The sequence below is a fragment of the Aestuariibaculum scopimerae genome (assembly GCF_059428085.1).
The window spans coordinates 2036546-2061235 of the sequence record NZ_CM182089.1 but is presented as its reverse complement, the minus strand read 5'-3'; the positions used below and the strand labels follow the sequence as shown (position 1 = coordinate 2061235).

Sequence of the window (24690 nt, the reverse complement as noted above, 5' to 3'; positions counted from 1 at the left end):
ATTATAGCGTTATGGTTGTAAAGTTATCATTTTCTTGGGTTAGCATGGCGGTATTGCCCATGTGTATGGTTTTTACACCATTATTTAAGGCATCGAAACAGTTTTCTAACTTGGGCAGCATACCATCGGCAATAATACCTTGTGCCAACAACTTACTGTATTGCGACGTATTAATATGTTTTATTACGGAATTTTTATCTTGAATATCTCTTAATACACCATTTAACTCAAAACAATAGTAGATGGATGTTTCGTAGAGGTGGCTCATGCCTATGGCTATTTGTGATGCTATGGTATCGGCATTGGTATTTAACAACTGCCCATTTCCATCATGGGTAATGGCACAAAAAACTGGGGTAAAACCTGCTTCAATCAGTTTGTCCACCGCATGATAATCAACATGTTTTACATCGCCCACAAAACCAAAATCGACTTCCTTTACAGGACGCTTAATGGATGTAATGCTATTGGCATCGGCACCGGTTAAACCTACTGCATTTACATTTAAGGCTTGTAATTTTGCTACCATATTTTTGTTTACCAGGCCTCCATATACCATAGTAATGACTTCCAGGGTTTCAGCATCCGTAATACGTCGGCCATTGACCATTTGGGATGCTATACCCAATTTGGTGGCAACTTGTGTAGCACGTTTGCCACCACCATGCACTAATATTTTCTTGCCTTCCAAATTTGCAAACAGTTTTAAGAATGCCTGTAAAGCGTTGGCATCCTCAATAATGTTACCTCCTATTTTTACTATATTTAAGGTATCTTTAGGCATGTTCTAGTATTTTTTTTAGTACTAATTGTGCGGCATAGGTTCTGTTATTGGCTTGTTGAATGACCAATGAGCTATTGCTATCTAAAACGGCATCCTCTACAATAACATTTCGTCTTACAGGTAAGCAGTGCATAAACTTAGCATTGCCTAATTTTGCTTTGGTAATCATCCAATCAATATCTGTGTTCAATACCTTCCCATAATCATTATAGCTACTCCAATTTTTAACATATACAAAATCGGCATCTTTAAATGCTTCTTCCTGATTATGGATAATGGGAGTATTTCCTGTTATTTCCGGATTTAAATCGTAACCTTCCGGGTTGGTAATCATAAAGTCTACATCCATTTTTTGCATGGCCTGTGTAAAGCTATTGGCTACCGCATGTGGTAGGGCTTTAACATGAGGCGCCCAACTTAAAACCACTTTGGGTCTTGGCTTTTTGGTGTGCTCTGAAATGGTAATGGCATCGGTAAGTGCTTGCAATGGGTGCGCTGTGGCACTTTCCATATTAACAATTGGTACTGATGCATATTTTTTAAAGGCATTTAAAACCTCTTCGCTTTCGTCCTTGACTTTATCTGTTAAAGTAGGAAATGCTCTTACTGCAATGATATCGCAATACTGTGACACTACGGCTGCGGCTTCCTTAATGTGCTCAGCAGTATTACCATTCATAACGGTGCCATCTCCAAATTCGATCCCCCAAGCATCGCCTGAAACATTCATAACAATAGGGTTCATACCCAAGTTCAAAGCAGCTTTTTGGGTACTTAATCGGGTACGCAAACTAGAATTGAAGAACAATAATCCCAACGTTTTATGTTGCCCTAGCTCTAAATATTTTAACGGTCTTAATTTTAATGCTTTGGCTTCCTCAATCCAGGAATGGATATTATCTATGTCTTGTATGGAGGTGTAGTGTTTCATTTTACTTAGATTTTTAGACCGCTTCGCTGTTAGATATTAGACCGCTTCGCTATTAGAACTGCCTATCGGCAGACAGGCTACTCACTCTTGCGGATTGTTCTCTAATTCACTTTCAACAAAGCTTTATATCTCTATTAATATTTATTTTAAAATTTACTAATTCGTCTCTTCTCCCTGCCTTGCCAGCAGGCAGATCTATTCTTTTCTTCACTTAATTTTGGTAAATGGCACCTTCTCTGCCATGGCGTTTAGGATAAAATTATCTTCAAGACCATTAACAATCCAGGTTTCTATATTTGATTTCTTGGCTACAGCGGCTGCTTCTATTTTGGATAGCATACCCCCGCTGCCATGTGATGATTTTGAATTGACAACTTCTTGTGTCAATACGTCAAAATCCTCTACTAACTCTATGGTTTGGGGTTGACCATTTTCCATAGATGCCTTGGTATAAATCCCTTGGGTGTTGGTTGCTATAATAAATAAATCGGCTTTTAAAAGTGAGGCCGTTAAAGCGCCCAATTTATCATTGTCACCAAATTTAATCTCATCGGTAGCCACCGTATCGTTTTCATTAATAATAGGAATGTAATGGTTATTTACCAAAACATTTATAGTATTTACAATATTGGTTTTACTTTCCCTTTTTTCAAAATCTGAATACGATAGTAAGCACTGTGAAGTTAACAGTCCATACTCCCTAAAAATCTCTTGATAGATTCTAATAAGGTGTGGTTGTCCAATAGATGCCAAAGCTTGCTTTACAAACACCTCTTTTTGTTTACTCTCTAACTTAACAAACTGCTTGGCTACAGCTATGGCTCCAGAACTTACAATAACAAACTCGCAAGTATCCTTAAGCTTAGCTATCTGGCTGGCTATATCCTCTATTTTACCTCGCGATATATTATCGGTTTCTTTGGTAAGGGTATTAGAGCCTACTTTAAGTAATATGCGCTTCTTTTTTTGCATGCTTATCGTATTTGTCCGTTGCCGTGCACATACCACTTATTAGTAACCAAGTGCTGTAAGCCAATAGGCCCCCGCTGGTGTAACTTATCGGTACTGATGGCGAGTTCGCCACCAAGTCCTAATTGTCCCCCATCGGTAAATCGAGTGGACGCATTGTGGTACACAGCTGCGGTGTCTACATTACTCATAAATAGCTGTGCTTCGTCATTTTTGGTGGTAATGATAGATGCGGAATGTCCGCCAGAATACTTATTAATCATGGCTATGGCCTCTTCAGTACTTTCTATCTCACCGATAACGATTTTATAATCCAGAAACTCTTTGTACCAAATATCGTTATTAGGTATAAGTTCCACACCATTATATTGCGCTATCGCCTGATTACCAAAAATCTCCACATCGAATGTTTTAAGTTTGGAAATGAGTGTCTTTATAAAAGCCTCTTTGTTGGGCAGGTTTTCATCAATCAACACCTTGTCTAAGGCATTACAAGCGGATATTTTTGTGGTTTTAGCATTCACAATAACCTCTAAGGCCATATCTTGGTCGGCTTCCTTGTGTACATACACAAAGTTATTACCGCGACCACTAACAATAACAGGACAAGTAGCGTGTTGTTTTACAAAGGCTATCAAACGCTCGCCGCCTCTGGGCACAATTAAATCTACTTTTTGGGTAGGGTTTTCTAAAAAGGCCTGCGTTTCTGTTCTATTAAACTGTAAATAGGTTACCCAATCTATAGATGCCGCATGATCTTTTAAAGCTTTATGCCACAATTCAACAATTTTTAAATTTGAATTGGTGGACTCTTTTCCTCCTTTAAGTAAAATTTTATTTCCAGATTTAAAAGCAATACCTGCCGCTTCAACAGTTACATCTGGTCGCGATTCATAAATAATCAGTACCGTCCCAAAGGATGCTGTTTTATTGTATACCTGCATGCCATTATCATGTTTAAAACTAAAACGTTCAATTCCAATAGGATCTTCCTGTGCGGCCAAATGTGTTACCGAGGCAATCATGTCATCTACTTTGGCATTGTCAACCTTTAATCGGTCGTACATTGAAATATCTTCTCCGTCATAAGCCTGCAAATCGCCTTTGTTTATTTCAATAATGGTGGCTCTTTCTTGTTCTAAAAGCGCTGCCATTTTTAGTAATACAGCATTTCTTGTTTCAATTGATAATAGCGTGTTCATTATTTTTTTGTTTGTTGTTGAGTTGTTGGTTGTAAAGTCGATTTCTCCTCTAAACTCTTAACTTCTAAACTTTTTAATTCATACTTAAGGGCTTCAAAAAATTGATCCACATGAGCCTTTTTAATGGTTAGTGGTGGCAATATTCTTAAAAGCTTTTTATTGGATGCCCCACCAGTAAATATGTGGTGATCGTAAATAAGTTTTTTTCTAAGTGCTCCCACTTCAAAATCAAATTCCAATCCTAGCATTAAGCCCCTACCTTTTATGTTTCTTATCTGTGGAATGGTATTGGCTATAGATATAAAATACTCTGAAATAGTATTCACATTATCAATAAGCTTTTCTGCTTCTAAGGTATTAAGTACAGCCAATCCAGCAGCACAAGCTAAATGGTTACCACCAAAGGTGGTGCCCAGCATACCATGCTTAGCCTTAATACTTGGGTGGATTAAAATACCTCCAATTGGAAACCCATTTCCCATACCCTTGGCTATGGAAATGATATCGGGTGTTACTTTGTAATGCTGAAAGGCAAAGAATTGTCCTGAACGTCCGTATCCCGACTGTACCTCATCGGCAATAAATAGGGTATTATTCGCTTTACAAAGTGTGTCTACAGCTTCATAAAATTCGGCTGTAGCCTGGTCTAGTCCACCAACGCCCTGTATAAACTCAACAATGACGGCACACACGTCGCCTTTTTCAAGTTCTGCCTTCACTCCTTCAATATCGTTTAAGGGTAAGATGGTAACTTGCTGTTGGGCATTGATAGGTGCGATAATATTGGGATTATCAGTCGCAGCCACGGCTGCAGAGGTACGTCCGTGAAAGCCGTTCTTAAAGGCAACAACACGCGACTTACCCGTTTTAAAGGATGCCAGCTTTAAGGCATTCTCATTGGCTTCGGCACCCGAATTACATAAAAACAAATTGTAATCTTTACAACCTGATAACGATTCCAGCTTATTGGCTAGTTCTACCTGTAATGGATTTTGAATGGCATTTGAGTAAAACCCCAAAGCCGCGACTTGCTGAGTTACTGCCTTAACATAATTAGGATGTGCATGTCCTATGGATATGACAGCATGACCGCCATACAAGTCTAGATATTCGGTGTTGTTTTCATCGTAAACATATACACCTTTACCAGAAACTGGAGTTACATTATATAATGGATAAACGTCAAATAATGGCATTTTAATTTTTTTTAATTTGATTAATCTTTTCAAACGAGGCAACTATACCTTTTATTAAGGAGGAGCTTAATCCTTGATGCTCCATTTCATTTAAGCCTTCAATAGTACATCCACTTGGTGTAGTTACACGGTCTATTTCTTGCTCTGGGTGCTTACCAGATTCCAACAATAAACTAGCTGCACCATAACAAGTTTGCATAGCCAATTGGTGAGCTTCGTGTGCTTCAAAGCCCAGTTGTATTGCTCCTTGTGTGGTAGCACGAACCAAACGCATCCAAAAAGCAATACCACTAGCACAAATTACCGTAGCGGCTTGAATTAACTCTTCGGGGATTACCAATGTGGTTCCCAATTGGTTAAAAATATCTTGGGCTAAGGTTACTTTGTCTTGGGCTACTGTATTGGCTGCAAGGCAGGTCATGGATTTCCCAATGGAAATGGCTGTATTGGGCATAACCCGAATAATATTTTTATCACTTCCTATAATGTTCTCTATTCTAGGGATTTCTACCCCAGCAGCAACTGATATAATAATGTGGTTTTTAGTTATTTTTGAAGCCACACTTTCTAAAACTTTATCGATATGTTTTGGTTGTAATGCAAAAATGATCATATCGGACTGCTCTACAGCCAATACATTATCATTAGTAACAGTAACATTTTGTAAAGTACTATAAGCATCTACATTTACCGTGTTTTTATCACTTAAATACAACGACGAAAAAGTATTGTTTTTAATAAGTCCCTTTGCAATAGAGCTTCCTAAATTTCCGGTTCCTATAATGGCTATTTTCATGCTTTTGATTGTTGGTTGATATTGATTTAAAAATAGGTGGCTTTAAGTTGTAATCCTGTCGATTCTTCTAAACCAAACATGATATTCATATTCTGTATGGCTTGCCCTGATGCCCCTTTCAACAAATTATCTATAACACTAGTAATCAATAATTTATTATCATGCTTATGCAAATGCACTAAACACTTATTGGTGTTTACAACTTGCTTTAAATGCAGCACCTGTTCTGAAACAAATGTAAATGCAGCCTCTTTATAAAAGTTTTTATAAAGATTAATGGCCGTTTCAACAGTCCCTTCAAAATCGGTATAGGCAGTTGCAAAAATGCCCCTTGAAAAATTCCCTCTATTGGGCATGAACAAAATTTTAGAAGAAAATCCACTTTGCAATTGTTTTATAGATTGGTTTATTTCACCTAAATGCTGATGTGTAAAAGGCTTGTAATATGAAAAATTATTATCACGCCATGGAAAATGTGAGGTTGCTGATAATGATGTTCCAGCACCTGTTGCTCCTGTTACAGCATTTATATGCACATCGTTTTTCAATACATTGGCTTTTGCCAAGGGTAATAATGCCAATTGTATGGCTGTGGCAAAACAACCCGGATTTGCTATATAATGAGCTGTTTTAACAGCTTCTTTTTGTAATTCGGGCAATCCATATACAAAGGCCTTCCCATTGAAGTTTTTATCGTTTTCTAATCGGAAATCATTTCCAAGGTCGATAATCCTTGTGGTTTCAGAAAAAGTATTTGCAGATAAAAATTTAACTGAGTTGCCATGGCCTAAACATAAAAACAAGACATCGACATTCTGATTAATGGTATCTGTAAATTCTAAATCTAAAGTTCCCTCTAAGTCTTGGTGTACCTTGCTTATTTTATTGCCTGCATTGGATGTGCTGTATACAAAGTTAATGGTTGCTTGTGGGTGATTAATTAGTAATCTAATTAGCTCTCCCGCTGTATATCCTGCACCTCCAATTATCCCTGCTTGAATCATGATTATGAGTTTACTTGATGATATATTTTGTTTTGATTTCCAAAGATTTTTATAAATCCTTTGGCCTCATCTGCTGTCCAGCCTTTATTCACTTCTCCATAACTACCAAACTTGGCATTCATTAAATCATGCTCAGAGCTAATACCATCCAAATTAAAATGGTAGGGTTTTAAAGTTACAAAAACATTGCCACTCACCTTATCTTGGCTACTTTCTAAAAAAGCTTCTATGTTTCGCATAACAGGATCTAAATATTGTCCTTCATGCAAATGCATACCATAAAAACTGGCTAAATATTCCTTATGCTGCAATTGCCACTTGGTTAGTGTATGCTTTTCTAATAAATGATGTGCTTTAATAGTTATTAATGCAGTAGCGGCTTCAAAACCAACGCGTCCTTTAATACCTACAATCGTATCACCAACATGAATATCTCTTCCAATGGCATAGGCCGATGCTAAGTTATTTAACACTTCAATATTTATTTCAGGATCGTTTTCAACACCGTTTACAGCTACTAATTCTCCCTTTTTAAAGGTTAGCTTAACCTTTTCGTCTTCGGCATGTTTTAATTGTGATGGGTAGGCCTCATCGGGTAATGGCTTTTCCGAAGTCAAGGTTTCTGAACCACCTACACTGGTACCCCAAAGTCCTTTGTTAATGGAGTATTTAGCTTTTTCCCAAGACATATCAACACCATTGGCTTTTAAATAGTCTATTTCCTCTTGTCTGGTAAGTTTCTCGTCTCTAATAGGAGTAACAATTTCAATCTCTGGTGCCAGGGTTTGAAAAATCATATCAAATCGAACTTGGTCGTTTCCTGCACCAGTACTACCATGTGCTATATATTCGGCACCAATGCTCTTGGCATATTCAATAATTTCTATAGCCTGTATAATACGCTCGGCACTTACTGACAATGGATAGGTGTTGTTCTTTAAAACGTTTCCAAAAATTAAGTACTTCACAACTTTTTGGTAGAATGTTGCTACAGCATCAATATTTTTATACGTTGTAACGCCCATTTTATAAGCGTTTGTTTCTATCTTTTTTATTTCGGCTTTTGTAAAACCACCCGTGTTTACACTAACGGCATGTACATCGAATTTCTTTGACAAGCTTACGGCACAATATGAGGTGTCTAACCCGCCACTGTATGCTATTACTAGTTTTTTCATTATTTTTTTGTTTATCCTCTACGAGGAATTAATATCCTTGTTTAATTTATTTTCTACAATACTTTAACCGCTACGCGGTAACCAACTCACAACTGTTAGTTGTTCGTTTTCATTTTTAATTATTAGTTTCCTTTTTATCTTTTTTTAAAAACATGGTTTCTTTAATATGCTTTAGCCTATTAAATCCTTTTTCTATCTTTTCTTTAATTTTTTTTGTTTCAATTTTATTTTTGGCTTTAGGATCGTAAAGCATGCCTGTACACAAGCACATTTTTCTATTGGTGCGTGTTAACACATCATAGTTTTTACAGGTTTGGCAACCGTCCCAAAATGTTGAATCGTCTGTTAATTCTGAAAATGGCACTGGTTTGTACCCCAAATCACTATTCATTTTCATAACAGCTAATCCTGTTGTTATACTAAACACTTTAGCATCTGGAAACTTCGTTCTGGAATGTGCAAAGATTTTATGTTTTATTTTTTTTGCTAAACCAATACCTCTGTAATCTGGATGTACAATTAAACCGGAGTTAGCTACAAACTTACCATGCCCCCAAAGCTCAATGTAACAAAACCCTGCAAACTTATCGCCATCAATAGCAATAACAGCGTTACCATTGGTCATTTTCTTTATGATATATTCGGGGGTACGTCTGGCTATACCGGTACCTCTTACTGCAGCAGATTCGGCTATCGTTTCGCAAATAATTTCTGCGTATTTAAAATGTGATGTATCAGCAATTACAATTTTCATTACAATCTTTAAAAGTATAAATTAAAATTTAGAGTTGTTTTTTAGAAATGAACCGGACTCACCTAGGTTCTAGACATATAGAAGCACACCCTTACGGGCGACGGGGAAAAATATAACCAAAGAAACGTTTGTTAATTAGCAAACTAACTATTTGGTTTTGATATGATATGAGAAATAAATTGGACACTATAAAAAATTTAAAATTACGTTATTGGTTTTGCTTCTTGGGTAGGATTAAGAGCGGCGGCGATTGCGCACGGGCAAACCGGGTACAGTACAACGTATTTTATTTTTTAAAGTTTTCATGTTGTAAAACTATAATTTTATTTAATACAAATTAAAAAATTGGTTACTTTTTTTTAAAAAATTACACATTGTTTTGTTTGAAACATATTTTTATAGAAAATGGAACCTATTGCCCGTTAAAAATAAATATCTTTCAAACTTTTGGAAAACAACCATGAGGCTTTGGAGAATGGAAAAACCCTTTTGAAGGTTGGAAAAATGGTTTTGGAAAACAGAGATGAACCTTCGGAAGATGGAAAAAAGGTTTCGGAAACAAGAAATAGGGTTTCGGAGACCTACGAAGCGCTAAAAGATGTTTACTTTACGGTTTTATTCTACTATAAATTTCCCTTTCATCATTAAATAGTGACTGGGGAAACTGCATAAAAAGTCGTATGTACCTTCTTCGGGAGCCTTAAACTCTATGGTAGTTGTTTGCCCACCTCCAATCATGTCCGTATGGGCAATAATAGCATTGGTGCCTTTTGGAATATATGCATTGTCTCTTTCTTTGGCTGCTTTGGTTGCAAAATCAACTAAGTCTATGCCCTTTTTTAGCAACACAAAATTGTGCCCCATTACATTAACATCCAATTTCCCTATATGCCGTAGTGTTAGTTTAACTTTTTGGCCTGCTTTAACTTTTATTTCCTTGAGATTGAATTGCATGGCATCGTTGCCTGTAATAACAATATTGGCAATATTGGCATCTGTAACCTCTTTGGTTACTGTTGAATCGTCTTTTACAGCGTCTTCATAAGTAAAACCAGTTTGTTTTTTCTCTTCTTTTTTTCCGCCACAGTTAATAAATATGGCTATAAAAGAAAATAACAATATTGTTTTTAAAGTTCTCATAGTTATAAAATATAGTCGGTGCTTATAAAGTTAGATGTTTTTTTATCTAACAACTCTTTTATAATGGCATTGTTATAGTCGTTATCTTTTGATGCCACAAAGGTCCTTATGGAAAATGAACGCAAGGCATCATGTACACTCAGGGTACTGAATGCAGAATCTTTTCTTCCTGTAAAAGGGTATACATCTGGCCCACGTTGGCAAGAGCTATTTAGGTTAACACGACAAACCAAGTTTACCAAGGTGTCTATTAATGGTGCCAAGGTTTTGATGTCTTGACCAAAGAGACTCACTTGTTGGCCATAATTAGATTCGGCCATATCATGTAAGGGCTCCTCTATATCTGTAAAGGGCACAATAGGTATAACGGGACCAAATTGCTCTTCTTCAAAAACCCTCATGTTCTTACTAACGGGATACAATACTGCTGGAAATATAAAGTTCTCGTTGGTTTCTCCCCCTCTTGAGTTTAATATGCTTGCTCCTTTTTGTAAAGCATCGTCTATTAATTCTTGTATATACCCAGGTTTATCTACCTCTGGTAGCGGCGTAAGTTTTGCACCTTCGTCCCAAGGGTTACCAAATTTCAAGGCATCTACTTTTTCAGAAAAACGTTTGTTGAATTTCCCAATAATGGATTCATGGACATATAACACTTTTAATGCTGTACAACGTTGGCCATTAAAAGACAAGGTTCCTGAAATACATTCGTCTACGGCTAGGTCTAAATCGGCATCGGGCAATACTATTGCTGGGTTTTTGGCCTCTAAGCCCAATACCATTCTTAAACGGTTTCCTTTAGGGTGTTGAGATTGTAAGGCATTAGCCGATTTGCTATTGCCAATTAATGCCAGCACGTCTATTTTACCAGATTTCATAATAGGCGCCGCCAAAACACGACCTCTACCATAAATAATATTTACTACCCCTTTTGGAAAACTATTTTGAAAAGCCTCCAACAATGGAGAAATAAGTAATACACCATGCTTAGCTGGCTTAAATATAACGGTATTACCCATAATTAGAGCAGGGATAAGCAAGGTAAATGTTTCGTTAAGTGGATAGTTATAAGGCCCTAGACACAAAACCACCCCTAGTGGACCTCTGCGGATGTGGGCATAAACCCCATCATGCTTTTCAAACTTAGCGGAATCTCTATCTATTTGTTTATATTCTTCAATGGTATCATAAATATAGTCAACCGTTCTATCAAATTCTTTTTGTGAATCGGGCAGGTTTTTACCTATTTCCCACATTAACAACTTTACAACCTCTTCACGCTTCGTTTTCATTTGCTCTACAAACTTTTCCATACAAGCGATTCTATCTACCACTTTCATGGTGGGCCATAAACCCTGACCTTTATCGTATGCACTCAAGGCCGAATTTAATGCTTCTACAGCCTCTACCTCTCCCAAGTCTGGCACAGTTCCCAATAATGTTGGCTTGTAGGTTTCTGTAGAAGAAATTGTTGAATACACTTCTGCCATGTCACCATCCCAAATTTTTAGTTCGCCTGAAACCAAATAGCTTTTTTGATGCAAAAGTGTGTTGATTTTATAGGGTTCTGGGATTTCCAATTTTGTAGTATTCATATATAAAAAAATAGTATTACAACTCCTGCTAAGATACTTAATATTTCACTAAAAGTACTTTTAAAAATAAGGAGTTGTACAAAAAATATCATATTCTTAACATAAGAATCAACCCTAAATAAATAATGTAAACCGCAATCGTTTTCGCCTTTTAAAGTTTAAATTATTTGCCACGAATTAACAAATGCATTGTGCATTTTGGGCTAATCTAATTAGACTAAGAACTGAAACAAATCGGGCTTATTATTTAAATAGTCTCCATAAAAATTATGGCGCTTCATTTTGGTAATTAGTGGCTCTAAATCATCAGCCGATTTTAATTGAATTCCCACTACTGCTGAGCCGTTTTCCCGGTTTGTTTTTTTTGTATATTGAAAATGTGTAATATCGTCATTAGGCCCCAAGATGTCCACCACAAATTGCTTTAAGGCTCCTGCACGCTGTGGAAATTTTACAATGAAATAATGCTTTAAATTAGCATACAATAAAGCGCGTTCTTTTATTTCAGCTGTCCTGGTAATATCATTATTACTACCGCTTACTATGCAAACAACATGTTTTCCTTTTATTTCCTCGGCATAAAAATCCAATGCCGAAATGCTTAAGGCTCCTGCGGGTTCTACAACAATGGCATCTTTATTATAGAGCTCTAAAATCGTTTCGCATACCTTGCCTTCTGGCACGGTACACATACTATGCAAATTGGTTTTACAGATATCAAAGGTTAAATCGCCTACCCGTTTTACAGCAGCACCATCTATAAATTTTTCAATACGCTCTAGCTCTGTATTTCTATTATTCTTTATGGAAATTGTCATGGATGGTGCCCCTTCTGGCTCTACTCCAATAATCTTGGTGTTGGGAGAAAGGACTTTAAAAACAGTTGAAAGACCTGCTGCCAATCCACCACCACCAACAGCTACAAAAATATAATCGATAGGGGTTGTTGTTTGTTCTAAAATTTCTAAAGCTATGGTAGCTTGTCCCTCTATCACTTTTTCGTCATCAAACGGGTGTATAAAGGTTTTTTGTTGTTGTTTGCACTCTAACATGGCTGCGTGGTAAGCATCATCAAACGTATCGCCTACAAGTCTAATATCTGTATAATCTTCACCAAACATTTTAACCTGTTCTACTTTTTGGTTGGGTGTAGGAGCAGGCATGTATATAGTCCCCCTTATTTTTAACAATTTGCATGACAGTGCCACTCCCTGGGCATGGTTTCCTGCACTGGCACATACTACGCCATGAGCTGATTGGTCTGGGGTTAATGAGCTTATCTTATTATAAGCCCCTCTTATCTTATAGGAACGTACCTGCTGCAAATCTTCGCGCTTCAACAAAACTTGGGCGCCAAACTGCTTGGAGTACCTAAGGCTGGGACTTAAAGGCGTAACTGCCGATACCTTTTTAATGGTATCGGCAGCTACTTTTATAGAATCAACACTAGGAAAATATACTGTTTTTCCTTTATCCATAAACTTTTATTGTTTTAAACTATAGGCTTCATAGCCGTCATAGATGCTCGTAAAAAGGTTCCTATTTTTTCAACAGGATGCTCTCTTAACGCTTTGTTTACTTCTATTAATTTGGCGTTATCAACACCTTTCCCATTATCAGTTGCATAAGCTTTTCCAATAACATCGGTATCAATCTTAGCCATAAAATCTGCTAATAATGGTTTACAGGCATGATCGAATAGATAGCACCCATACTCGGCTGTATCAGAAATCACACTGTTCATTTCATACAATTTACGTCTTGCTATGGTATTAGCAATAAGTGGTGTTTCGTGCAATGATTCGTAGTATGCAGAAGCATCAATGATTCCAGAATCGGTCATAGCTTCAAATGCCAACTCTACACCTGCTCTTACCATAGCTACCATTAGCACACCATTATCGTAATATTCTTGTTCTGAAATATCTACATTACCTGCAGGTGTTTTTTCAAAAGCGGTTTCGGCTGTTTCGGCACGCCAGGTTAAAAGCTTTTTATCGTCATTGGCCCAATCTTCCATCATACCACTTGAAAATTTACCTTCCATAATATCGTCCATGTGCTTTTGGAACAGTGGACGCATAATATCCTTCAATTCTTCTGAAAGTTCAAATGCTTTAATTTTTGCTGGATTGGAAAGACGGTCCATCATATTTGTAATCCCGCCATATTTTAACCCTTCTGTAATGGTTTCCCATCCATATTGAATTAATTTTGAAGCATATCCTGGCTCAATGCCTTTCTCTATCATTTTATCGAAACAAAGAATGGATCCTGTTTGCAGTAATCCACAAAGAATGGTTTGTTCTCCCATTAAATCACTTTTCACCTCTGCTACAAACGACGAGGCTAATACTCCAGCCCTATCACCTCCTGTAGCTGCTGCATAGGCTTTTGCTTGTGCCCAACCTTTCCCTTCTGGGTCATTTTCTTCATGCACTGCAATAAGTGTTGGTACACCAAATCCTCTTTTATACTCTTCTCTTACTTCGGTACCTGGACATTTTGGTGCCACCATAATAACGGTTAAGTCTTCACGAACCTGTGTGCCTTCCTCAACAATATTAAACCCATGTGAATAGGATAGTGTAGCGCCTTTTTTCATTAATGGCATCACTGCTTTTACAACATTGGTATGCTGTTTGTCTGGAGTTAAATTCAATACCAAATCGGCTGTTGGAATCAATTCTTCATACGTTCCAACATTAAAACCATTTTCGGTAGCTTTAACGTACGAGGCACGTTTTTCAGCAATGGCTTGCGGCCTTAAGGCATAAGAAATATCCAATCCGGAATCTCTCATGTTCAAGCCTTGGTTCAAGCCTTGTGCTCCGCATCCAACGATAACAATTTTCTTGCCCTTTAATACATTTACCCCATCTTCAAACTCTGAAGTGTCCATAAATCTACACTTCGATAATTGATTTAATTTATCCCTTAACGATAGTGTGTTAAAATAATTTCCCATCTTTAATTTTTAGTTACTATTTATTGGTTATTGAATGCCTTTAGCATTTCTGTTATTTTCATTTCATCTTTAGTAACTGCAATGCGTCCTGCTCGAACAAATTGCATGATACCAAACACATTTAAGTCCCTTCGCAAAGACTCTATTTCGTTTCTTCTACCTGATTTTTCAAGTACAAAAAATTCTTTGTTTACAGTTACAATTCTGGTATTACTCTCTTTAATAATATTTTGAATTTGAGGTTCTTCAAACAATAAATCCGACTTAATCTTAAACATACAAGACTCGGTATAAATGGTTTGCTCGTCTGTATGGTAGTAAGCGCGTATCACCTCTACTTGTTTTTCTAACTGCTTAACTATTTTAGCGGCCTGCGACTTGGTCATATTAACCACAATAACAAACCTATTAACCCCATCTATCTCTGATTGCGAGGTGGTAAGGCTTTCTATATTAATGTGCCTGCGTTGGAATATGGCCGAAACACGATTTAACAACCCGATGTTATTTTCGGTGTAAATAGATATGGTAAGTGTTTTAATTTCTTCGTTCATTTTTTAGATTTTTAGCTCAAACGTACATCAGACACGGAGGCTCCTGTGGGTACCATAGGGAACACGTTATCTTCTTTCTCTACACATACTTCAAGGAAGTAGGCATCTTTAGACGCGATCATCTCTTTAACAGCATCTGCCAATTCCTCTCTTTTTGTAACACGTTTAGCATTAATATGATATCCTTTAGCAATGGTAATGAAATCTGGATTTGTCATTTCAGTTGATGCATAACGCTTATCAAAAAACAACTGCTGCCATTGGCGTACCATGCCTAAAAACTCATTATTTAGCACCACTATTTTAACAGGTACTTTTGTTTGGAATATGGTACCCAACTCCTGAATGTTCATTTGGTAACCCCCATCACCTATAATGGCAATCACTTCTCGGTTAGGCTCGGCCATTTTTGCTCCAATTGCTGCTGGAAGTGCAAAACCCATAGTGCCTAAACCACCAGAGGTAATATTACTTTTGGATAAGTTAAACTCAGAATAGCGGCATGCTATCATTTGATGTTGTCCAACATCTGATACGATAGCTGCATCCCCCTTACTTTCTATATTGATTTGCTTAAGCACTTCACCCATAGTCAATCCCGACTTGGTTGGATAAAGGTCCCCTTTTATTACTTGCTCAAATTCTACGGCATAGAGGTCTTTAAATTCTTGTAACCAAGCATCATGCGAATTCTTATTTAATAAAGGCAACAGTTTTGCTAAACTGTCTTTAGAATCACCCAATACGGCAACGTCTGTTTTTACGTTTTTATCAATCTCGGCTGGATCTATATCAAAATGAATGATTTTAGCTTGTTTTGCATAGGTATTCAAATCACCCGTAACCCGGTCATCAAAACGCATCCCTATGGCAATTAACACATCGCACTCATTCGTTAGCTTGTTGGGCGCATAATTTCCGTGCATACCTACCATACCCACATTTAAGGGATGTGAAGTTGGTATTGCAGAAGCCCCAAGAATAGTCCATGCAGCAGGGACACCCGATTTTTCCATAATTGCTTTAAGTTCGTCCTCAGCCTGACCAAGAATAACACCTTGCCCCCAAACAATCATGGGTTTCTTAGCTGCGTTAATAAGTTCTGCAGCTGCTTTAACGGATTCGATATCTGTTTTAGGTACTGGTACATAACTTCTTACTCCAGTACATTTTTCATAGCTAAAGTCTAATTCACCTACCTGTGCATCTTTGGTAATGTCAATCAAAACAGGTCCCGGGCGACCACTCTTGGCAATATAAAATGCCTTAGCTATTACTTCTGGAATTTCGGAGGCTTTGGTTATTTGATGGTTCCATTTTGTAATAGGAGTGGATATACCAACGATGTCTGTCTCTTGAAAGGCATCGCTACCTAACAAATGTGAAAACACTTGACCAGTAATGCATACTACGGGTGTGGAATCTATTTGTGCATCGGCAATGCCAGTCACTAAGTTGGTAGCCCCTGGGCCCGATGTTGCCATTGCTACGCCTACTTTTCCAGAAATACGCGCATAACCTTGTGCTGCATGTGCAGCACCTTGTTCATGTCTTGTAAGGACATGGTGGATCTCGTTTCTAAATTTATATAACTCATCATAAACTGGCATGATAGCACCTCCGGGATAACCGTAAAGTATATCAACACCCTCTGCCAATAAACATCTTATAATGGCTTCGCTACCTGTAATACGCATGGTTTGTTTTGTTGCCTTTTGCGTTTGGGTTTTTATTTCTGTATTCATACTTCTCAATTTATGAGATTCTTGTTTTTTCAATGGAATTCTTTAAAACTCGTCCGTTACACAGCCTTTGGATGCTGATGATACCGATCTTGCATATTTATAAAGTACACCTCTTTCAAATTTCAATTTTGGTGCTTTCCAATTTTGTTTTCTTGTTTCTAATTCTGCTTCTGAAATGTTTACTGAAATGGTATTTGTTTCGGCATCAATGGTTATAATATCTCCATTTTCTACAAAAGCTATATTACCACCTTCCTGTGCTTCGGGGGTTATGTGACCAACAACAAAACCATGGGTTCCACCAGAAAAACGACCATCTGTAATTAAAGCCACATCTTTACCTAAACCAGCACCCATAATGGCCGCTGTAGGCTTAAGCATTTCTGGCATTCCTGGCCCCCCTTTTGGCCCTTCGTAACGGATGACGACCACATCACCCTTTTCAACTTTTCCATCACGAATACCATCGTTGGCTGCATACTCTCCATCAAAAACCTTCGCTTTACCTACAAATCGCAATCCTTCTTTTCCAGTAATTTTTGCCACACTACCTTCGGTTGCTAAGTTTCCATATAACATGCGCAAATGTCCTGAAATTTTTATTGGCTGTTCTAAAGGTTTAATAACATCTTGCCCCTCACTTAAATCGGGAACATCCAATAAGTTTTCAGCTAATGTTTTTCCTGTTACTGTTAGGCAATCGCCATGTAACAATCCTTTTTTCAACAAGTATTTTAAAACCGCTGGAATACCCCCAACGGCGTGTACATCTTCCATTAAGTATTTACCACTTGGTTTTAAATCTGCCAAGAATGGTGTGTTATCACTAATATCCTGAAAATCCTTAAGTGTAAATTCTATTTGTGCTGCTCTAGCTATTGCTAAAAAGTGAAGTACCGCATTGGTAGAGCCTCCAAGAATTGTTACTAAACGAATGGCATTCTCTAAAGACTTACGGGTAATAATGTCTGAGGGTTTAATATCTTTTTCTAGCAATAAACGCATGGCTTCACCAGCTTTTATAGCTTCTTGTTTCTTTTCTTCTCCCGTTGCTGGGTTTGATGAGTTGTAAGGCAATGCCATTCCTAAAGCTTCTATGGCCGATGCCATGGTATTTGCCGTATACATTCCACCACAGGCTCCTGCTCCTGGGCAAGCTTTTTGAACAATATTTTTAAACTCGGCTTCGTTCATGGTTCCTGCCACTTTGCTGCCCCAAGCTTCAAAGGCTGAAACAACATCCAATTTTTTACCTTCATGACAACCAGAATCTATCGTACCACCATACACTAAAATGGATGGCCTGTTTAAACGAATCATAGCCATTAAGGCTCCTGGCATATTTTTATCACAACCCACTACAGTTACTAAGCCATCATAGCTCATGCCTTGTACAACGGTTTCCATTGAATCTGCAATAATATCACGAGACGGCAACGAATAACGCATTCCTGGAGTTCCCATAGAAATACCATCACTTACTCCAATTGTGTTAAAAATAAGCCCTGTAACATCTTCATTTTTTGTGCCTTGTTTTACTAGTTTGGCCAAATCGTTTAGATGCATATTGCACGGGTTGCCTTCGTAACCTGTACTTGCTATACCAACCATAGGTTTATAAAAATCTTCCTCGGTTAGTCCTATAGCATGCAACATGGCTTGTGCTGCTGGTTGCGTTGGATCTTGTGTTACTGTTTTGCTGTATTTATTTAGTTCTTTCATTTTTATTACAGATAATTTACTATTTATCTTTTTTCTTTATTCAATGTTTTAATTATTTAAGATTCTTGTTGGTAAAAACTCAATCTTTGTATTTAAGTTTCGAAATTAATCCATTAGGTTTTTATATCCCGTATCCTTTATAATTCAAGGTTAAATCCAGCACTACAAAAAACAACATAACAACCTATTTATCAATATTTTAAATAATTATTTTTATGACGTTCAAATTTGAAAAATAATCCACAAAAAAAGCCTTCCGTTTCGGGAAGGCTTACATATATAATGTGTAAATTTTAATTATAGCCTTCCTACGCCATGCGAAATAATCACAACGACAATAATAGAAATGCTATTTAAAATTAGATTCTTCATTTTTTATTTGAACGACAAATATTGACAATTAAATTTTAAAAACCAATTTATTGCTGAAAAAAATAAAAAGTAATTCGCTTTTCCTTTTATTTTTTTACTTTTGCCAACGCAAATAACAGAGGAAAGATTTGACTGATTGCAACCTCTCTTCAGAATCGAGAAATCGATGATGAGACCCTGCATCAAGTGCAGGATTAAAAATGCTAAAGGCAGTGTGAACTCCCTTCGACGTTATCGTCAAATCTTGAATAAAATATATATTATGGCTTATTTATTTACTTCGGAAAGTGTTTCTGAGGGACATCCAGATAAAGTAGCAGACCAAATTAGTGATGCTTTAATTGATAATTTTTTGGCTTTCGATAGCGAATCGAAAGTAGCTTGCGAAACCTTGGTTACCACTGGCCAGGTTATTCTTGCTGGTGAAGTAAAATCGCATACTTATTTGGATGTTCAGCAAATTGCCAGAGATACCATCAATAAAATAGGATATACAAAAGGTGACTATATGTTTGACGGTAATTCCTGTGGTGTGCTATCGGCCATCCATGAACAATCGGATGACATAAACCGTGGTGTAGACAGAGGCTCTAAAGAAGAACAGGGTGCTGGCGACCAAGGTATGATGTTTGGGTATGCCACGAATGAAACGGAAAACTTCATGCCCTTGGCTTTGGATTTATCACATAGAATACTCAAGGAACTTGCTGAGTTACGTCGTGAAAGTAAAGACATTACTTACTTAAGGCCTGACTCTAAAAGCCAAGTAACCATAGAATACAGTGATGATAACATTCCACAACGCATTAACACTATTGTGATTTCTACCCAGCATGACGATTTTGCTGACGAAGCTACTATGCTTGATACCATTAGAAAAGATATTGTTAATATTTTAATACCTCGAGTTATTGCAAAATTACCTGAGTCTATACAGTTACTTTTTAAAGATGATATTAAGTATCACATAAACCCTACTGGCAAATTTGTTGTTGGAGGCCCTCATGGCGATACAGGACTTACAGGGCGAAAAATAGTGGTTGATACTTATGGTGGAAAAGGAGCGCATGGTGGTGGTGCTTTTTCTGGAAAAGACCCGAGCAAAGTAGATAGAAGTGCTGCTTATGCAACACGCCATATTGCTAAGAACTTAGTTGCTGCAGGTGTTGCGGAAGAGGTTTTAGTACAGGTAAGTTATGCTATTGGTGTGGTAGAACCTATGGGTATTTTTATAAACACTTATGGCACCTGCCCGTTTAACATGACGGATGGCGAAATTGCCGAGATTGTCTCTACCATTTTTGATATGCGTCCATTTGCCATTGAAAAACGTTTAAAATTACGTGCACCTATTTATAGTGAAACAGCGGCTTACGGCCATATGGGACGTAACAATGAGACTGTTACCAAAACATTTACCCAACCCAACGGGGAAAGCATAACGCTTGATGTGGAATTGTTTACTTGGGAGAAATTGGATTATGTTGAAAGGGTTAAAGAAGCCTTTGGCCTGTAGCTTATTCTGATAGTAATCTGGAGCACCTTCAAACAGTAAGGTTAAACACTTCCGTGCTTATATGGCACAGGTTTAAATATGAAACAAAAAAAGCAAGCCTAAAAAGCTTGCTTTTTTTGTTTCTATGTGGGGAGAGCAGGATTCGAACCTGCGAAGACTTAGTCAGCAGATTTACAGTCTGCCCTCGTTGGCCGCTTGAGTATCTCCCCAAAACCGAGCGCAAATATATCATACTTCCTGAAGTTTGCAAAATAAAAAAAGGCAATTTTACCAATTCATTTTACACAATAAATACCTTGGTATTTTATTTGGAAAACACCCATTTAAAGGCATCTTTAAAAGCTGGTGTTGAGGATACTTCTCCATGTGGTAGTCCTTCATAAATTTTATGCCTGAAATTAAATGAGGGATAAGCTCTACTGGATAGTTTTTTAACCAAGGTATCGTAAGATGCCAGCCAGTTTTCGTTATCGGCGCCCCCAATAGCCAAATAAAAGTTTAAGGGCAGATCGTTTACCGTTTGTGCCAAAGCTGCTTCTTCAGCTACATAATCTTTTATTTGTGCAACAGCAAAGAGGTTTTTAAATGGATAATCAGTATCATTTTGGTATCGCATAAGTGTACCTGTTGTAAATAACCCACCTAGTGAATTTCCAATTAATGTGTTATTATCTTTTTGGGTACGGTATTCTTTATTGATAAATGGCATAATGGTATCCTTTAAAAAATTAAATAAGTTATCGGGGGTTCGTGCAAGGTCCCGACTTCTAAAACGCCTCTCATCTGCAAAATTATATGCTTCTGGATATGCAATCCCAACCGTAATCACATCAACAATCTCCCCATTTGCTGAGGCTGTGGCAATCTCGTTATATTGATTGTGATTAAAAATACCTCCATCTGTTATGTAAACTACAGGATATGTTTTACTACTGTCTTTATTGTAATTAGCAGGCTCTCCAATAAGCAAACGGAAATTTCCATTAATAGCATGACTGAACATCTTAACTTGACGCAATTCCTGTCCGCAAGTAAAAGACCAAGTCGACTGATCTTTTATTGCTGTACTATCACTAAAGGCCTCCTGGGATATGTTAACGTAATAGCTTTTACCAACTTCCATATTCTTTTTAGGATTGAATATAATTCTTGTAGACTTACTCGCTACCAAACTAGTAGAGTCTAATTGGATTTGCTCGAACAACGATCCATCTTCGTTAAAAATAGTAATCGACTCCTCAGGGTTAATGGTAATACCTTCTTTGAAATGCAGCATGAACATCTCGTTGGTAGCTACCATAACACTTCCAGGAGTTGGAGTTAACAAGGCTATGTTATTAATATTGGTCGCTTCTTTTTCTTTACAGCCTAGCAGCAAAGACATGCCTAAAATTAAAATTACAATACGGTTCATTATATGTTGTTTTATGAGTTAACATTGAAGTTTCAATGTTAACTGCCCTACTAATAAATTACATAAATATATCACAATCAAACAATTACACAAAACACAACACATTACTTACAACTCGTATCGCAATCTAAATGATATAAAAAGTGGTTGTATAAAATATTCTGTAGCACTTACCGAAACACTTCCTGTACTACTATTGCTCTGCGATTTGGTGTTGAATAGGTTGGTTGCCTTAATTTCATATTCAAACTTGGCATCTTTATCTTTTCTATAAGATAAGGAAGCGTTTAAAAACTCATAGCTGTTAATGGTCTTGTCCTCATCACTAAAATTATTATACGAGTAATCGCTTTTAAGTGTAAATGTTTTAAAAATGAGCGCATCGAACTCTATGGATGGCGATTTTGTAAAATACTTTGTATTGTTATTCCCTTGATTGTTGTCTTGTATGGTGTAGCGATACCCTAATTCTACATTGGGTGCTGTTTTAAAGTTTGTTCTTAATTCGGCTCTATAGGTTTGCGAAAAGCTTTCACTAACCGATTGCACATTTTGAATAAATTGATTGAATTTTGAATAATTGAAATTCCCATTAATTGAAGCTCTTATTTTTCCAAATGTTCGCTGAAACCTACCAAAGGCACTAGCGCTTTCGTCGGCAAAACCAGAATTGAAAGGTGTACTAATGCGTATAACACTGCCCGGCTCAAAAAATGACGTATTCCTAATGTTGTCTACACTTTTGCTATAGCTTAAACGAGCATGGACATTGGTGTAATTAAACATGTTAAAACTAAAATAAGACAGATTGACATTGTGAGATAATGCACTTTCCAATTCAGGATTTCCTGAAAACAGTAAGCTATAACTATTAAGCACCAACCCTCTTGCAAATTTGGACACATCTGTAAATTGGGTTTGCATACGATAATCTAATATTATTTGCTCACTCTTTTTAAGTTGCATTATCATATTGAAATCGGGCAACAGCCTAAAAAAGTTATCAATGGTCTTTGTACTCAACTGTATGTTTTTTGTACTATAAGCATGTGCAGAAACTCCAGGTGTAAAGGTAAATATACCAGACTTTAAGCGGTAATGTGCTGCTACATAAACATCACTAAAATTGTATTTAATGGCATTGGTATCTATACCATCATTTATGGTTGGTGTAGGATTGTAAGTGGTATTATTATCTAAAAATTGAAAAATATTAGAATCGAATTGCTGTGTACTCAATATACTCCCCACAGTAAAGTTAATATCACTTTTATTATTTAAAATGTTCCAGTAATCCAACTTAGCATCTAACTGATTGGACTTTACGCGTTTGTTTTGGGCAATGTTATAATTAATTTGTGCGCCATCTAGCCCCAAATTATTTGCTGTATCATCATAGCCTGCCTTGTCTTCTAGAACGGCATTGTAAAAAGGGTCTTCATCTTGTAGCAAATGCTGTACCTCTAAAGCAAAAATATTGGTGTCGTCCAGTGTATAATAATAATTCAAGTTTTGGTTAATACTATATGGACTTGCGCTTTCCAACTCATCGATACTGCCATTAACTGTTGATAAAAAACCTTGGTCTTGTGATTCTTTTGAGAGACGCCCCAAAATATCATAATCCAATTGGTTATTTACATTGGGCTTATATTTGGCCGATAATTTCATCATACCCAAATCACTGCGCTGTAATGTATTGCTTTGAGTACGCTCGTCTGGAATCCCTAAATCTGGATCGGTATATTGTACATCTCTATTTTCTTGCAATTCTGTTTTACTATTAGAAAAAATTGCAAACCCACTTAAATCCAATGTTTTCTTAGGTGACCAACTAAAATTAGCTGCTCCAAATTTGGTGTTAATGTCTTTAGCTCGATTGTTTTGAGCAGTTAAAAACCCCAAATTGTTGCTTCCTAAATTAATATTCGTGCCACTTTGGCGACTAGGATTTCTAAAGCCTCCTGTAAAGTTGAAGTAATCGCGTCGTGAAAACGCCACTTCTCCTAAATTATTTAAATCTGTAATGGTGTTGATGCTGTATGTGGGACTGTAATAAAATAGCTTTGGCTGAAGTAAATACAATCCATTTTGGTTGGACGCACCACCTCCTAAGGTCACATTACCAAACCAAAAATTCTTTTTGCCCTCTTTTAATTTAATATTAATGGCCACATTATCTTGGTTATTAGTAACACCACTTAATTGACCCACTTCTGCATAGTTTTTTAACACCTGTACCTTATCAACGGCATTCGATGGAATGTTTTGCGTAGCCAACTTTGTATCGCCATCAAAAAAATCTTTACCATCTACCATGACCTTGGAAACCACTTTACCCTCTACTTCCACCTGGCCATCATCATTAACTTCAACCCCAGGTAAATTTTTAAGAACATCTCCAAGTTTTCTCTCTGTTCCTTTGTTAAAAGAATCGGCATTGTAAACAATCGTGTCTCCCTTAATAGTTACGGGCATTTCATAAACCAATTCAATTTCATCTAAGGCATTATCATACTGTAAGGTAAAGTTTTGGGTAATGTCCTCTTCGGTAGTATCAAAGAGCATTTCTCCCATTTTCATACCAATGTAACTCACTTGAATTTTATAAGATGTGTTTTTATTTAAACTAAGCTTGTAACGCCCTTCATCATTGGTAATTCCATAAGAATCCAATGCTTTTGTTTCTTGGTTTATGGCAACAACATTAGCCAATTCTAAAGGGTTACCTATACTATCTTTTACAACACCTTCTAACCTTACCTGTGCAAAAGTTACCGCATTTGTCACAAATAACAGTAACGTAATAAATTTTAGTTTCATTAATCTTCTTAAAAAAATCGTTGGTTT

Annotated in this window: 20 protein-coding genes and 1 tRNA gene; 2 read left to right on the top strand and 19 right to left on the bottom strand. The window is 37.0% G+C overall.

Annotated elements, in window-relative coordinates; translation table 11 throughout:
* Position 1: 1 nt before the first annotated feature.
* The 9 genes from argB to AC5SR4_RS08855 form a co-directional block, all read right to left on the bottom strand.
* Positions 2-784, bottom strand: a complete 783-nt coding sequence (gene argB / locus AC5SR4_RS08895) for an acetylglutamate kinase (RefSeq protein WP_495355892.1) — start codon at positions 782-784, stop codon at positions 2-4.
* Positions 777-1715: an N-acetylornithine carbamoyltransferase gene (locus tag AC5SR4_RS08890; protein ID WP_495355891.1), complete on the bottom strand. Its 939-nt coding sequence runs from the start codon at positions 1713-1715 to the stop codon at positions 777-779. Before AC5SR4_RS08890 ends, argB begins: the two co-directional genes overlap by 8 nt.
* 207 nt (positions 1716-1922) lie before the next feature.
* Positions 1923-2687, bottom strand: a complete 765-nt coding sequence (proB, locus tag AC5SR4_RS08885; RefSeq protein ID WP_495355890.1) for a glutamate 5-kinase — start codon at positions 2685-2687, stop codon at positions 1923-1925.
* A gap of 2 nt (positions 2688-2689) precedes the next feature.
* Entirely contained in the window at positions 2690-3886 is a 1197-nt protein-coding gene (locus tag AC5SR4_RS08880; protein WP_495355889.1) for a glutamate-5-semialdehyde dehydrogenase, read from the bottom strand.
* Positions 3886-5082 (bottom strand): aspartate aminotransferase family protein, encoded by a 1197-nt coding sequence (locus tag AC5SR4_RS08875; RefSeq protein WP_495355888.1) that lies wholly within the window; start codon positions 5080-5082, stop codon positions 3886-3888. The genes AC5SR4_RS08880 and AC5SR4_RS08875 overlap by 1 nt, the downstream gene beginning before the upstream one ends.
* Position 5083: 1 nt before the next feature.
* Entirely contained in the window at positions 5084-5878 is a 795-nt protein-coding gene (gene proC, locus AC5SR4_RS08870) for a pyrroline-5-carboxylate reductase (RefSeq protein WP_495355887.1), read from the bottom strand.
* Positions 5879-5904: 26 nt separating this feature from the next.
* Positions 5905-6882 (bottom strand): N-acetyl-gamma-glutamyl-phosphate reductase, encoded by a 978-nt coding sequence (gene argC, locus AC5SR4_RS08865; protein ID WP_495355886.1) that lies wholly within the window; start codon positions 6880-6882, stop codon positions 5905-5907.
* A 2-nt stretch (positions 6883-6884) separates the two neighbouring features.
* On the bottom strand, positions 6885-8060 hold the full coding sequence (locus AC5SR4_RS08860; protein ID WP_495355885.1) for an argininosuccinate synthase: 1176 nt from the start codon (positions 8058-8060) through the stop codon (positions 6885-6887).
* A gap of 115 nt (positions 8061-8175) precedes the next feature.
* Positions 8176-8814, bottom strand: a complete 639-nt coding sequence (locus tag AC5SR4_RS08855; protein ID WP_495355884.1) for a GNAT family N-acetyltransferase — start codon at positions 8812-8814, stop codon at positions 8176-8178.
* 447 nt (positions 8815-9261) lie between these two features.
* On the opposite strand from AC5SR4_RS08855, the gene AC5SR4_RS08850 reads away from it, so the two are divergent.
* The gene (locus AC5SR4_RS08850; RefSeq protein ID WP_495355883.1) at positions 9262-9462 is read left to right on the top strand and encodes a hypothetical protein; all 201 of its coding nucleotides are present in this window, start codon (positions 9262-9264) and stop codon (positions 9460-9462) included.
* Here AC5SR4_RS08850 and azu read toward each other — a convergent pair.
* The 7 genes from azu to ilvD all read right to left on the bottom strand — a co-directional run bounded on the left by azu (position 9430) and on the right by ilvD (position 18538).
* Positions 9430-9954, bottom strand: a complete 525-nt coding sequence (azu, locus tag AC5SR4_RS08845; RefSeq protein WP_495355882.1) for an azurin — start codon at positions 9952-9954, stop codon at positions 9430-9432. The two genes, AC5SR4_RS08850 and azu, sit on opposite strands and share 33 nt — an antisense overlap.
* A gap of 2 nt (positions 9955-9956) precedes the next feature.
* Complete coding sequence (locus AC5SR4_RS08840; protein ID WP_495355881.1) at positions 9957-11549, bottom strand: NADP-dependent glyceraldehyde-3-phosphate dehydrogenase; 1593 nt, start codon at positions 11547-11549, stop codon at positions 9957-9959.
* 212 nt (positions 11550-11761) lie between these two features.
* On the bottom strand, positions 11762-13027 hold the full coding sequence (gene ilvA, locus AC5SR4_RS08835; protein WP_495355880.1) for a threonine ammonia-lyase IlvA: 1266 nt from the start codon (positions 13025-13027) through the stop codon (positions 11762-11764).
* Positions 13028-13041: 14 nt separating this feature from the next.
* Entirely contained in the window at positions 13042-14517 is a 1476-nt protein-coding gene (gene ilvC / locus AC5SR4_RS08830; RefSeq protein ID WP_495355879.1) for a ketol-acid reductoisomerase, read from the bottom strand.
* A gap of 20 nt (positions 14518-14537) precedes the next feature.
* The gene (ilvN, locus tag AC5SR4_RS08825; protein ID WP_495355878.1) at positions 14538-15071 is read right to left on the bottom strand and encodes an acetolactate synthase small subunit; all 534 of its coding nucleotides are present in this window, start codon (positions 15069-15071) and stop codon (positions 14538-14540) included.
* Between the two features lie 11 nt (positions 15072-15082).
* The gene (gene ilvB, locus AC5SR4_RS08820; protein WP_495355877.1) at positions 15083-16816 is read right to left on the bottom strand and encodes a biosynthetic-type acetolactate synthase large subunit; all 1734 of its coding nucleotides are present in this window, start codon (positions 16814-16816) and stop codon (positions 15083-15085) included.
* Positions 16817-16858: 42 nt separating this feature from the next.
* A complete protein-coding gene (gene ilvD, locus AC5SR4_RS08815) occupies positions 16859-18538 on the bottom strand; it encodes a dihydroxy-acid dehydratase (RefSeq protein ID WP_495355876.1) in 1680 nt (559 codons plus the stop codon).
* A gap of 634 nt (positions 18539-19172) precedes the next feature.
* Here ilvD and metK point away from each other — a divergent pair.
* Positions 19173-20426, top strand: a complete 1254-nt coding sequence (metK, locus tag AC5SR4_RS08810; RefSeq protein ID WP_495355875.1) for a methionine adenosyltransferase — start codon at positions 19173-19175, stop codon at positions 20424-20426.
* 127 nt (positions 20427-20553) lie between these two features.
* Here the strand turns inward: metK and AC5SR4_RS08805 are convergent.
* The 3 genes from AC5SR4_RS08805 to AC5SR4_RS08795 form a co-directional block, all read right to left on the bottom strand.
* Positions 20554-20635: transfer RNA gene (locus AC5SR4_RS08805), tRNA-Tyr, on the bottom strand.
* A gap of 95 nt (positions 20636-20730) precedes the next feature.
* Positions 20731-21840, bottom strand: coding sequence for an alpha/beta hydrolase-fold protein (locus AC5SR4_RS08800; protein WP_495355874.1), 1110 nt, complete (start codon positions 21838-21840; stop codon positions 20731-20733).
* Between the two features lie 108 nt (positions 21841-21948).
* The gene (locus AC5SR4_RS08795; RefSeq protein WP_495355873.1) at positions 21949-24663 is read right to left on the bottom strand and encodes a carboxypeptidase regulatory-like domain-containing protein; all 2715 of its coding nucleotides are present in this window, start codon (positions 24661-24663) and stop codon (positions 21949-21951) included.
* Positions 24664-24690: the final 27 nt, after the last annotated feature.